Below are 12,301 nucleotides of genomic sequence, written 5' to 3'. Positions count from 1 at the left end.
TTACAGGGCATGGTGAGCGGCTTCGCTATGCCCAAAATCTGGAGACAGATTGCGATGGATATTCCAGTTACTGCTGCAAAAATCGGGCGTCGCCGCTACCTGACGCTCATCATGATCTTTATTACCGTGGTCATTTGCTATGTCGACCGCGCCAACCTTGCCGTAGCATCGGCTCATATTCAGGAAGAGTTTGGTATCACCAAAGCGGAAATGGGCTACGTCTTCTCGGCGTTTGCCTGGCTGTATACGCTCTGCCAGATCCCCGGCGGCTGGTTCCTTGACCGTGTGGGGTCACGGCTGACGTACTTCATCGCCATTTTAGGCTGGTCTGCGGCGACCCTGTTCCAGGGGTTCGCAACCGGGCTGATGTCGCTGATTGGCCTGCGCGCCATCACCGGTATTTTTGAAGCACCAGCATTCCCGACCAACAACCGCATGGTGACCAGCTGGTTCCCGGAGCATGAGCGTGCTTCTGCGGTGGGCTTCTACACCTCCGGGCAGTTTGTTGGCCTGGCGTTCCTGACGCCGCTGCTCATCTGGATCCAGGAGCTTCTGAGCTGGCACTGGGTGTTTATTGTCACCGGCGGGATTGGCATTATCTGGTCGCTAATTTGGTTTAAGGTCTATCAACCTCCGCGGCTGACCAAAAGCATCACTAAAGCCGAGCTGGACTACATCCGCGATGGCGGCGGTCTGGTGGATGGCGATGCGCCGGTGAAAAAAGAGGCGCGCCAGCCGCTCACCAGAGCGGACTGGAAGCTGGTCTTCCACCGTAAGCTGGTGGGGGTGTATCTGGGTCAGTTTGCGGTTACGTCGACGCTGTGGTTCTTTCTCACCTGGTTCCCGAACTACCTGACGCAGGAGAAGGGGATCACCGCGCTGAAGGCGGGCTTTATGACCACCGTACCGTTCCTTGCGGCCTTCTTCGGGGTACTGCTTTCGGGCTGGCTGGCGGACAAACTGGTGAAAAAAGGCTTCTCGCTGGGGGCTGCGCGTAAAACACCGATTATCTGCGGGCTGCTGATCTCAACGTGCATCATGGGCGCCAACTATACCAACGATCCGGTATGGATTATGACCCTGATGGCCGTGGCGTTCTTCGGAAACGGTTTTGCCTCCATTACCTGGTCGCTGGTGTCGTCGCTGGCACCGATGCGTCTGATCGGCCTGACCGGTGGCGTGTTCAACTTCGTTGGGGGGCTGGGCGGGATCACCGTGCCGCTGGTCATCGGTTACCTGGCGCAGGATTACGGTTTTGGCCCGGCGCTGGTCTACATCTCCGTCGTGGCATTGATCGGTGCGCTCTCCTACATCCTGCTGGTGGGCGATGTTAAACGAGTAGGCTAATTCTTCCGGATGTTTTACCCTGATGCGAAAACCGCGCATCAGGGTATCTTCATGAAACAAATCACCTTCGCTTCCCGTAACCACCAGCTCACCAATATCAATACCTGGACGCCGGACAGCCAGTGGCTGGTCTACGACGTGCGCCCGTCAGGCGCGTCGTTCACCGGTGAAACCATTGAGCGGGTTAACGTCCATTCGGGCGAGGTGGAGGTGATTTATCGCGCCACAGACGGCGCACACGTTGGCGTGGTGACCGTTCATCCCGCACAAGAGAAATATGTCTTTATCCACGGCCCGAAAAACCCGGACGCAGACTGGCACTATGATTTTCACCATCGCCAGGGGGTGATTGCGCATCACGGCCAGGTGAGCAATCTGGATGCGATGGATATCACCGCGCCTTACACCGCAGGCGCGCTGCGTGGCGGCACCCATGTCCATGTCTTTAGCCCGAACGGGCAGTTCGTCAGCTTTACCTATAACGACCATGTGTTGCATGAGCGCGATCCAAAGCTCGATTTACGCAACGTCGGCGTGGCCGCGCCTTACGGCCCGGTGAAGCCACAGGGTAACCATCCTCGGGAATATTCGGGCGCCTTCTGGAGCGTGCTGGTCAGCCGCACGACGCCCAACCCGCAGTCGGGCAGCGATGAGATCAACCGCGCCTACGAAGAGGGCTGGGTAGGCAACGGCAGGCTGGCGTTTATCGGTGACACCCTCTCCGCACAGGGCGAAAAAGTGCCTGAACTGTTTATTGTCGATTTGCCAGAAGACGAACAGGGCTGGAAACGTGCGGGCGATGCGCCGCTACAGGGCACGCTGGCAACCCTGCCCGCTCCGCCTGCAGGCGTGAAGCAGCGTCGTCTGACCTTTACCCATCAGAACCGCTATCCGGGACTGGTGAACGTGCCGCGTCACTGGGTGCGCAGCAATCCGCAAGGAACGCAGATTGCGTTCCTGATGCGCGATGATAACGGTATCGTGCAACTGTGGCTGATCTCCCCCGAGGGCGGCGAGCCGCGCCAGTTAACGCATACAGAAAACGGTATCCAGTCGGCATTCAACTGGCATCCTTCGGGCAACCGCCTGGGATTTGTCATGGAAGATCGTATCGCCTGCTGCGACGCACGGACCGGAGAGGTGACGTTTTTGACGTCCGATCACGGCAATCCACCGTCTGCTGATGCGGTGGTGTTTTCGCCGGACGGGCGCTTTATTGCGTGGATGGAAGAGACAGGCGGTTTCCGTCAGCTTTGGTTAACGGAAACCGCGCAGAACTAGCGTGGAGGCATTTCCGCGGGCGGGATAACGGCGTTTGTCGCCAGATTTTCCTGCTCGCTTTTTTCTACCCGTGAGCGCACAGAGTCGTCCTTACGAAATATATCCCACGGCAGCAGAAGCGTATCTGCCACCGCCGTAAACGGCATATCGAGGATAACCAGGGATTTGGTGCCCCAGTTGGTATCGTCATCGGAGATCATCGCCGCGCTGGCGCGCGTCCCCGGATATGTTCCTTCTTTACCGCCGGTGTGAGACATCACGCTCGAACACCCGCAAAGTAAAACTACCCCGCTGAACGTCGTCAGCTTTATCAGAACATTTTTCATCATCACTCAGTCATCGTTAATGGCACTGCATAGACCTGCAACTCAGGGTTATAGCGAGCCTTATCCAAAATGGATAGCCCGATACCCCCGCACTGTGGCAGCCATCGCAATTTAACCCTTTGTGCTGTTGTCCCAGTCTAAGCGAGATGCACAAAAGTGCAAAAAAAAGTGCAGTTGTCGTGCTTGAAAAGCCCGGTTGCAGACCCATTTTATGAATGTGGCCCGATAACGAACACGCCTGATGGGTGTTCGGGGGCGCAAAGGCCTGTCCATGGTGGAAGGCACTATTTTCTCGCTGATTTCAGGAGTTTTATTTATGCGTAACTTCGATCTTTCTCCGCTATACCGTTCTGCAATTGGTTTTGACCGCCTGTTTAACCATTTAGAAAATAACCAAAGCCAGAGCAACGGCTACCCTCCTTACAATGTTGAGCTGGTTGACGAAAACCACTACCGCATCGCCATTGCCGTCGCCGGTTTTGCAGAAAACGAACTGGAGATCACCGCGCAGGACAACCTGCTGGTGGTGAAAGGTTCCCATACGGCTGAGCAGAAAGAACGTACCTACCTCTACCAGGGCATCGCCGAGCGCAACTTTGAACGCAAGTTCCAGTTAGCCGAGAACATTCACGTGAAAGGCGCGAACCTGGTTAACGGCCTGCTGTTTATCGAACTGGAACGTGTGATTCCGGAAGAGAAAAAACCGCGTCGTATCGAAATTAACTAATTTTGCGGGTCGCACGAGCGGCCCACCCAGACTTGCTTGCCGTAACGGGAGCATATGCGAATCCATCAGGATTTGCAGGAACAACTGCGCACAAAATTAAACTGTGCCGAACTCGCTTCTCAGAAGGAGATTTAGTATGCGTAACTATGATTTATCCCCCTTACTGCGTCAGTGGATTGGTTTTGACAAACTGGCGAATGCCCTGCAAAACACCGCTGAGCAACAGACGTTTCCGCCGTACAACATCGAAAAAAGCGACGATAACCACTATCGCATCACCCTGGCGCTGGCCGGCTTCCGTCAGGAGGATCTGGATATCCAGCTTGAAGGCACGCGCCTGACCGTTAAGGGTACGCCGGAAAAACAAGAGACCGAGACCAAATGGCTGCATCAGGGGCTGGTTAATCAGCCGTTTAGCCTGAGCTTTACTCTGGCAGACCATATGGATGTATCCGGCGCAACGTTTACTAACGGGCTGCTGCATATTGATCTGACCCGTAACGTGCCGGAAGCCATCGCGCCGCAACGTATCGCCATTAGCGACCGACCGGCGTTGAACAGTTAGCACTGTGCGGGCTGATGCCCGATCCTCTCCCAAAGGGAGAGGGGGTAAAGATAAAGCCCTGCCCCGGCAGGGCTTTTTTGTGCGCCATCGCCCATACAACCGCCCCCGGCTCTGAGAGAATCCTTAACATAACTAAGGTTATGCTAAGGAAGGGGATCATGAGTGATATCGCGTTAACTGTCAGCGTGTTGGCCCTGGTCGCCGTCGTTGGGCTATGGATTGGCAACGTCAAAATCCGCGGCGTCGGGTTTGGTATTGGCGGGGTGCTGTTTGGCGGTATTTTTGTCGGGCACTTCGCCGACAAGCTCGGGCTGGTCCTCAGCGCCGAAATGCTCCACTTTATTCAGGAATTTGGCCTGATCCTGTTCGTCTATACCATTGGCATTCAGGTGGGGCCGGGCTTTTTTGCCTCTCTTCGGGTCTCCGGGTTGCGCCTCAACCTCTTTGCCCTCGCTATTGTGGTGATGGGTGGGCTGGTGACCGCGCTTCTGCATAAACTTTTCGCAATCCCACTTCCCGTGGTGCTGGGTATTTTCTCCGGGGCGGTGACCAACACGCCTGCGCTCGGCGCGGGGCAGCAAATCCTGCGTGATTTGGGTATCGAACCTGGCATTGTTGACCAGATGGGGATGAGCTATGCCATGGCCTATCCGTTTGGCATTTGCGGCATTCTGCTCTCCATGTGGCTGGTTCGCGTCCTGTTTCGCATTAACGTCGATAAAGAGGCGAAAGACCACGAAACCACGCTCACCAACGGCCATATGCCGATCAAAACCATCAATATTCGGGTCGATAACCCCAATCTGAACAATATGGCGATCCAGGACGTGCCGATCCTGAACAGCGCCAACATTATCTGCTCGCGCCTTAAGCGCGACGATATGCTGATGGTGCCCGCGCCGGGCACCATTATTCAGCAGGGGGATCTGCTGCACCTGGTCGGCCAGCCCGGCGATCTCAACAACGCGCGGCTGGTGATCGGTCAGGAAGTGGACACCTCGCTCTCCACCCGCGGCACAGATATGCGCGTGGAGCGCGTGGTGGTAACAAACGAGCATGTTCTCGGCAAGAAAATCCGCGATCTGCAGGTGAAAGAGCGTTATGACGTCGTGATCTCCCGCCTTAACCGCGCGGGTGTGGAACTGGTCGCCAGCCCGGAGGCCAGCCTGCAGTTTGGGGATATCCTTAACCTGGTCGGGCGGCCGTCGTCCATTGACGCCGTCGCGGATATGGTCGGTAACGCCCAGCAAAAACTGCAGCAGGTGCAGATGCTGCCGGTGTTTATTGGTATCGGGTTGGGTGTACTGCTCGGCTCCATTCCGCTGTATGTGCCGGGCTTCCCGGTGGCGCTCAAGCTCGGCCTGGCGGGCGGACCGCTGATTATGGCGTTGATCCTCGGGCGTATTGGCTGCATCGGTAAGCTCTACTGGTTTATGCCGCCGAGCGCCAACCTGGCGCTGCGCGAGCTGGGTATTGTGCTGTTTCTGGCGGTGGTCGGGCTGAAGTCCGGCGGAGATTTTGTCGATACCCTGGTCAGAGGGGAAGGAATGAGCTGGGTCGGCTACGGCATATTCATCACAGCAATCCCGCTGCTGACGGTAGGCATACTGGCGCGTATGTTCGCTAAAATGAACTACCTGACGCTCTGCGGCATGCTTGCGGGCTCGATGACGGACCCACCCGCACTGGCCTTTGCCAATAACCTGCACGCCACCAGCGGCGCGGCAGCGCTCTCCTACGCCACGGTTTATCCGCTGGTAATGTTCCTGCGCATTATCACCCCGCAGCTACTGGCGGTGCTGTTCTGGGGGATGAGCTAACAGGTCGTCCGGGTGGATGCGCCGCAGATGGTAGTCCACCTGGTAATCGCTGGTGTTTCGGAACATGACGGAATAGTTGAGAAACTCGCCGCTGTCGCTGTAGGAAAGGGACGTGATTCGCAGCAGCGGCGTCTGTTCCGGAAGATTCAGATAACCCGCCAGCTGTTTATCCGCCAGCACCGGCGTCAGGCTCTCGTAATTGCCGCTAATGGTGATCTCGCACTCCTTCTCGATGTAATCAAACTTTGACCCTTCAAGATGCGCCAGAGAGAGGTTACGGAACAGCTTCACCGGCATAAAACTGTCCTCCAGCATGAGCGGTTTTCCGTCCACGTAGCGCACCCGCCGGGAAAAGTAGATCCGCTCATCCACCTGAATCCGCAGCTGGCTGGCGATGGCGGGCGGCGCGGGCATCACTTCGAACTGCAACACCTTGCTCTGCACCTCTTTCCCCTGCTGGCGCAACACCTCCACCAGCCCGGTGAGGTTTGTGGTTTCATGGTGAACGTCTTTACGCGCGACAAACGTTCCGCTGCCGTGCCGCCGCTCCACCAGACCCCAGCTCACCAGCAGATCCAGCGCTTTGCGGATGGTCATTCGCGCCACGCCGAACTCTTGCGCCAGCGCTTTTTCGCCCGGCAACGGGCTGCCGATGTTGTAGTCCGACGAATTCAGCCGCAGCCGCAACCTGTCGGCGATAGATTTGTAGATCACCAGTAGACCTCTCTGCCCTTATCAGGGCGTGGCTGGCGTGCTGACATGTCCATATTTACCACAAAAAGTAGACCTGATTGGTCAAAATAAAACCATGAATGCGATCACGAATCGCAGCGGCACGCCATGTTCGCGCATCAGTAAGTTCTTATGCTCACCTCAGGCCAGCAAAAAACCATAAAGGCCTCTCTCCCCTACAGGTTGTTACGTGAGGATTTAAAAATGCTCAGTCAAATACAACGTTTTGGCGGTGCCATGTTTACCCCGGTGTTGCTGTTTCCGTTCGCCGGGATCGTGGTGGGAATCGCCATTATGCTTCGCAATCCGCTGTTTGTCGGCGAAGCCTTAACGGCCCCTGATAACCTTTTCGCGCAGATCGTTCACATCATTGAAGAGGGCGGCTGGGCGGTTTTTCGCAATATGCCGCTGATTTTTGCCGTTGGCCTGCCGATTGGCCTGGCGAAGCAGGCGCAGGGCCGTGCCTGTCTGGCGGTGCTGATTAGCTTCCTCACCTGGAACTACTTCATCAACGCAATGGGCATGACCTGGGGCCACTTTTTTGGCGTCGATTTCACCGCCGAACCGACGGCAGGCAGCGGGCTGGCGATGATTGCCGGGATTAAAACGCTCGATACCAGCATTATCGGTGCCATCGTCATTTCGGGCATCGTTACCGCCATCCACAACCGCTATTTTGACAAGCCGCTGCCGGTGTTTCTGGGGATTTTTCAGGGCAGTTCGTTTGTCGTTATCCTCGCGTTTTTCGTCATGATCCCCTGCGCCTGGCTGACGCTGCTGGGCTGGCCGAAAGTGCAGATGGGCATCGAGTCCCTGCAGGCTTTCCTGCGTTCTGCCGGTGCGCTGGGCGTGTGGGTCTATACCTTCCTGGAACGCATTCTCATCCCAACCGGGCTGCACCACTTCGTCTACGGTCCGTTCATCTTCGGCCCGGCGGCGGTAGAGGGTGGGATTCAGGTCTACTGGGCGCAGCACCTGCAGGCGTTTAGTCAGAGCACGCTGCCGCTGAAAACCCTGTTCCCGGAAGGCGGATTCGCGCTGCACGGCAACTCGAAAGTGTTTGGCTCGGTCGGGATTGCGCTGGCGATCTGGTACACCGCCTCACCGGAAAACCGCGTCAAGGTCGCAGGGCTGCTGATCCCGGCCACGCTCACCGCCGTGCTGGTGGGCATTACTGAACCGCTGGAATTCACCTTCCTGTTTATCTCGCCGCTGCTGTTTGCCGTCCACGCCGTGCTGGCGGCCACCATGGCGACGGTGATGTACGTCTTCGGCGTCGTCGGCAACATGGGCGGCGGCCTGCTGGACCAGTTCCTGCCGCAAAACTGGATCCCGATGTTCCACAACCACGCGTCAACGGTGTTCACCCAGATTGGCATTGGCGTCTGCTTCACCGGGATCTACTTCGTGGTCTTCAAAACGCTGATTGCGCGTCTGAACCTGAAAACGCCGGGCCGGGAAGCGAGCGAAATAAAACTCTACAGCAAGGCGGACTATAAGGCGGCGCGCGGGCACACCACCGCCCCGGCAGCGGCCAGCCAGCAGGTCGGACAGGCAGCCGGGTTCCTGCAGGCGCTCGGTGGTGCGGCCAACATCGAAAGCATCAACAACTGTGCTACCCGCCTGCGTATCGCCCTGGTCGATATGGCGAAAACCCAAAGCGATGACGTCTTCAAAGCCCTCGGCGCCCACGGCGTGGTGCGACGCGGCAACGGCATTCAGGTAATTGTCGGTCTGCACGTTCCTCAGGTGCGCGACCAACTGGAATCGCTGATGAAAACCCCTTTAACGAATGAACAAACCACCCTGACAGAGGCTATATCATGAAAAAATTCTCAGTTGTCATTGCAGGCGGCGGCAGCACCTTTACGCCTGGTATCGTCCTGATGCTGTTAGCCAACCGTGACCGTTTCCCGCTGCGCGCCCTGAAGTTCTATGACAACGACGGCGCACGTCAGGAGACCATCGCCGAAGCGTGCAAAATCATCCTTAAGGAACAGGCGCCGGAGATTGAATTCAGCTATACCACCAATCCGAAAGCGGCGTTTAGTGATGTGGATTTCGTGATGGCGCATATCCGCGTGGGCAAATACCCGATGCGTGAAAAAGATGAAAAAATCCCGCTGCGCCACGGTGTGCTGGGCCAGGAAACCTGCGGACCGGGTGGCATTGCCTACGGCATGCGCTCAATCGGCGGCGTGCTGGAGCTGGTGGATTATATGGAGCAGTACTCCCCGAATGCGTGGATGCTGAACTACTCCAATCCGGCAGCGATTGTCGCGGAAGCGACCCGTCGCCTGCGTCCGAACGCCAAAATCCTCAATATCTGCGATATGCCGATCGGCATCGAAGGGCGCATGGCGCAGATTGTCGGCCTGAAAGACCGCAAAGAGATGCGCGTGCGTTACTACGGCCTGAACCACTTCGGCTGGTGGACGTCGATTGAAGATCTCAACGGTAACGATCTGATGCCGAAACTGCGCGAATACGTCGCTAAAAACGGCTATGTACCGCCGTCTGACGACGCCCATACCGAAGCGAGCTGGAACGATACCTTCGCCAAAGCCAAAGACGTGCAGGCGCTGGATCCGGACACCATGCCGAATACTTACCTGAAGTATTACCTGTTCCCGGACTACGTGGTGGCGCACTCCAGTCCCGAGCGTACCCGCGCCAATGAGGTGATGGATCACCGTGAGAAGCACGTGTTCAGTTCCTGCCGGGCGATTATCGCAGCCGGGAAATCCTCCGCCGGTGAGCTGGAGATTGACGAACATGCGTCCTATATCGTCGATCTGGCGACCGCGATTGCCTTCAATACCCAGGAGCGGATGCTGCTGATTGTGCCGAACAACGGGGCGATCCATAACTTTGATGCCGACGCGATGGTGGAGATACCATGCCTGGTGGGCCATAACGGGCCGGAGCCGCTCACGGTGGGCGATATTCCGCACTTCCAGAAAGGGCTGATGAGCCAGCAGGTGGCGGTGGAAAAACTGGTGGTGGATGCCTGGGAGCAGCGCTCGTACCAGAAACTCTGGCAGGCGATCACCCTCTCCAAAACCGTACCGAGTGCCTCTGTGGCGAAAGCGATTCTTGATGACCTGATCGAGGCCAATAAGGGGTTCTGGCCGGAGCTGCATTAATCTTCCCGACCGGCATCGCCCGATGCCGGTCTCCTTGTCCTGGTCGATTTACGCTATGCTGAAGCCTGCCCGTAGCACGACAAGGAACCTTCATGAAAATTTCCCGCCTCGGCGAAGCGCCGGACTACCGCTTCTCTCTGGCCAATGAACGCACGTTTTTAGCGTGGATCCGCACCGCACTGGGTTTTCTGGCGGCAGGTGTCGGCCTCGACCAGCTCGCGCCTGATTTCGCCACGCCGTTGATTCGTGAAGTGCTGGCTCTGCTGTTGTGTCTGTTCGCGGGCGTGCTGGCGATTTACGGCTACCTGCGCTGGCTGCGCAATGAGAAGGCGATGCGTCTGAAGCAGGATCTGCCCTATACGCGCGGGCTACTCATCATCAGCGCAATCCTGCTGGCGGTGGCGGGCGTGGTGATGGTGCTGGTGTTTTATGGCGGATAGCCGCAAAGCGCGACGCGAAGCGGACCCCGGCCTGCAGCCGGAGCGGACGTCGCTGGCGTGGCTGCGTACGCTGCTGGGGTATGGCGCGCTGATTGCCCTGGCGATTAAGCACAACTGGCATCGCACCGGGGTGCCGTTCTGGATCTCCGTCGTCGTACTCGCGCTGGTGGCTGTCATTTTATGGCGCTATACCCGCAGCCGTAACCTGATGGACGTGGCGCAGGACGATTTTGTGCAGCCGAAGGCGGTGCGGGATAAGTTCCTGATCGCCCTGGCTGTACTGTCGCTGTCACTGCTGTTTGCGGTCACCCATATTCAGCAAATTTTGCACCTGTAGGCCGGGTAAGGCGCAGCCGCCACCCGGCGTCATGGCTTCCCTTGAGCCAGATATTTCACCATCTCCTCTTCCGGTACCATGCCGCCGCCGGTCGCCCACACCAGGTGAGTGACGTTCGCATCGGAATGCACGCGCAGCGGCCCGGCCATGCCCGCCAGCGCGGACGGCTCCAGGCGAATCCCTTCCTCCTGCGCCAGCCAGCCGAGCATGTCGTACATGCTCTGATCGGAGAGCGTGTAGAACCCGTCGAGCAGGCGATCCATCGCGCGGCCGACGAAGCCAGAGGCGCGCCCTACCGCCAGCCCGTCGGCGGCCGTCAGGTTATCGATGCCCAGGTCCTGCACGGCAATCTCATCGTGCAGGCCGGTGTAGACGCCCAGCAGCATGCATGGAGAGTGCGTGGGCTCCGCGAAGAAGCAGTGGACGTTGTCACCAAAGGCCAGCTTCAGGCCAAACGCCACGCCGCCAGGGCCGCCGCCTACGCCGCACGGCAGATAGACATACAGCGGGTGTTCGGCATCCACCACGCGGCCCTGTTCGGCAAACTGTGCCTTCAGACGCTCGCCTGCAACGGCGTAGCCCAGGAACAGGGTGCGGGAGTTTTCATCATCGATAAAGAAGCAGTTCGGATCGCTTTCCGCCGCTTTGCGTCCCTGCTCCACCGCCACGCCGTAATCCTGCTCATATTCCACGACGATGACGCCGTGGCTGCGCAGTTTGGCTTTTTTCCACTCGCGGGCGTCGGCAGACATATGCACCGTCACCTTAAAGCCAATGCGTGCGCTCATGATGCCGATGGACATCCCCAGGTTGCCGGTGGAGCCCACCGCGATGCTGTACTGGCTAAAGAAGTCCTTAAAGCGCGGCTCCAGCAGAATGCTGTAGTCGTCTTCAACGCTCAGCAACCCGGCTTCCAGCGCCAGTTTTTCCGCGTGGGTCAGCACCTCATAGATGCCGCCGCGCGCTTTAATCGAGCCGGAGATCGGCAGATGGCTGTCTTTTTTCAGCAGCAGCGTGCCGGGAATGGCTTTGCCAGATTCTTTCTCCAGCCGCGCCTGCATTGCCGGAATGGCGACCAGTTCGGATTCAATTATCCCCTTCGTGGTGGCTGTCTCCGGGAAGGCTTTCGCCAGATACGGTGCGAAGCGGTTGAGACGCGCATGCGCGTCGTCCACGTCGGCTTTGGTCAGCCCGACATAGGGCAGCCCCTCAGCCAGCGAGGTGGTACGCGGGTTAAGCCAGGTGGTTTCTTTCAGGGCAATCAGATCCTCAACCAGAGGAAACTGTGCGGTTAAAGTGGTGATAGTTGCGTTTTCCATAATACGTCTCTTCGCGCTCAGATAATGAAAGAAAGCAGGAATGTGCCGCCAAGTGCAAGCACCGAGGCGATAAACGTCGCCGTCGTATAGTATTTGAAGGTCTCATGCAGGGTCGCGCCGCAGTATTGCTTCACCAGCCAGAAGAGAGAATCGGTAACGATCGTGCAGCCAATGGCGCCAGAACCGATGGCTATGGTAATGATCTCCGGGCTGACGTTCGGGTAGAGCGGCAGCATCGGCGCGACGATAGCCGTCGCGCCC

General features: G+C 57.8%; 12 protein-coding genes, 1 pseudogene and 1 other annotated feature. Of the genes and pseudogenes, 9 read left to right on the top strand and 4 right to left on the bottom strand.

Features of this window, described 5'->3' with window-relative positions; genetic code table 11:
• Positions 1–9 precede the first annotated feature (9 nt).
• Entirely contained in the window at positions 10–1,347 is a 1,338-nt protein-coding gene (locus tag LDK53_RS13470; protein ID WP_225287392.1) for an MFS transporter, read from the top strand.
• Positions 1,348–1,398: 51 nt separating this feature from the next.
• Positions 1,399–2,628, top strand: coding sequence for a DUF3748 domain-containing protein (locus tag LDK53_RS13465; RefSeq protein WP_225287382.1), 1,230 nt, complete (start codon positions 1,399–1,401; stop codon positions 2,626–2,628).
• On the opposite strand, the gene LDK53_RS13460 is transcribed toward LDK53_RS13465, so the two are convergent.
• Positions 2,625–2,957 carry a YceK/YidQ family lipoprotein gene (locus LDK53_RS13460; RefSeq protein WP_025756979.1) on the bottom strand — a complete coding sequence of 111 codons (333 nt, stop codon included), beginning with the start codon at positions 2,955–2,957 and terminating at the stop codon, positions 2,625–2,627. The genes LDK53_RS13465 and LDK53_RS13460 overlap by 4 nt on opposite strands.
• Positions 2,958–3,205: 248 nt before the next feature.
• Positions 3,206–3,277 (top strand) — a sequence feature (ROSE (Repression Of Heat Shock gene Expression) occurs in the 5'-region of heat shock genes and acts as an RNA thermometer to modulate expression.).
• On the opposite strand from LDK53_RS13460, the gene ibpA reads away from it, so the two are divergent.
• The 3 genes from ibpA (at position 3,271) to LDK53_RS13445 (ending at position 6,066) form a co-directional block, all read left to right on the top strand.
• The gene (gene ibpA / locus LDK53_RS13455; protein WP_008500162.1) at positions 3,271–3,681 is read left to right on the top strand and encodes a small heat shock chaperone IbpA; all 411 of its coding nucleotides are present in this window, start codon (positions 3,271–3,273) and stop codon (positions 3,679–3,681) included. (Overlaps the previous feature by 7 nt.)
• A gap of 136 nt (positions 3,682–3,817) precedes the next feature.
• The gene (ibpB, locus tag LDK53_RS13450; RefSeq protein WP_008500161.1) at positions 3,818–4,246 is read left to right on the top strand and encodes a small heat shock chaperone IbpB; all 429 of its coding nucleotides are present in this window, start codon (positions 3,818–3,820) and stop codon (positions 4,244–4,246) included.
• A 158-nt stretch (positions 4,247–4,404) separates the two neighbouring features.
• Positions 4,405–6,066, top strand: coding sequence for a putative transporter (locus tag LDK53_RS13445; protein ID WP_047957403.1), 1,662 nt, complete (start codon positions 4,405–4,407; stop codon positions 6,064–6,066).
• Here LDK53_RS13445 and LDK53_RS13440 read toward each other — a convergent pair.
• Positions 6,034–6,780, bottom strand: a complete 747-nt coding sequence (locus LDK53_RS13440; RefSeq protein WP_225287381.1) for a GntR family transcriptional regulator — start codon at positions 6,778–6,780, stop codon at positions 6,034–6,036. The two genes, LDK53_RS13445 and LDK53_RS13440, sit on opposite strands and share 33 nt — an antisense overlap.
• A 222-nt stretch (positions 6,781–7,002) precedes the next feature.
• On the opposite strand from LDK53_RS13440, the gene LDK53_RS13435 reads away from it, so the two are divergent.
• The 4 genes from LDK53_RS13435 to LDK53_RS13420 all read left to right on the top strand — a co-directional run bounded on the left by LDK53_RS13435 (position 7,003) and on the right by LDK53_RS13420 (position 10,721).
• The gene (locus LDK53_RS13435) at positions 7,003–8,625 is read left to right on the top strand and encodes an alpha-glucoside-specific PTS transporter subunit IIBC (protein WP_225287380.1); all 1,623 of its coding nucleotides are present in this window, start codon (positions 7,003–7,005) and stop codon (positions 8,623–8,625) included.
• A complete protein-coding gene (locus LDK53_RS13430; RefSeq protein WP_225287379.1) occupies positions 8,622–9,944 on the top strand; it encodes a 6-phospho-alpha-glucosidase in 1,323 nt (440 codons plus the stop codon). Before LDK53_RS13435 ends, LDK53_RS13430 begins: the two co-directional genes overlap by 4 nt.
• Before the next feature lie 92 nt (positions 9,945–10,036).
• Entirely contained in the window at positions 10,037–10,384 is a 348-nt protein-coding gene (locus LDK53_RS13425) for a YidH family protein (RefSeq protein ID WP_024907384.1), read from the top strand.
• Positions 10,374–10,721, top strand: coding sequence for a DUF202 domain-containing protein (locus LDK53_RS13420; RefSeq protein ID WP_025756986.1), 348 nt, complete (start codon positions 10,374–10,376; stop codon positions 10,719–10,721). Before LDK53_RS13425 ends, LDK53_RS13420 begins: the two co-directional genes overlap by 11 nt.
• Positions 10,722–10,750: 29 nt before the next feature.
• Here the strand turns inward: LDK53_RS13420 and dsdA are convergent, their stop codons facing one another.
• Positions 10,751–12,040 (bottom strand): D-serine ammonia-lyase, encoded by a 1,290-nt coding sequence (dsdA, locus tag LDK53_RS13415; RefSeq protein WP_225287378.1) that lies wholly within the window; start codon positions 12,038–12,040, stop codon positions 10,751–10,753.
• A gap of 17 nt (positions 12,041–12,057) precedes the next feature.
• Positions 12,058–12,301, bottom strand: a pseudogene (locus LDK53_RS13410) (D-serine transporter DsdX); the annotation flags it as partial.

This window comes from Enterobacter sp. K16B, assembly GCF_020216105.1.
In the GTDB taxonomy this organism is placed as follows: Bacteria; Pseudomonadota; Gammaproteobacteria; order Enterobacterales; family Enterobacteriaceae; genus Enterobacter; species Enterobacter sichuanensis.
Note: the sequence above shows the minus strand (reverse complement) of the source record. Positions and strands in the feature narration are given on the sequence as shown.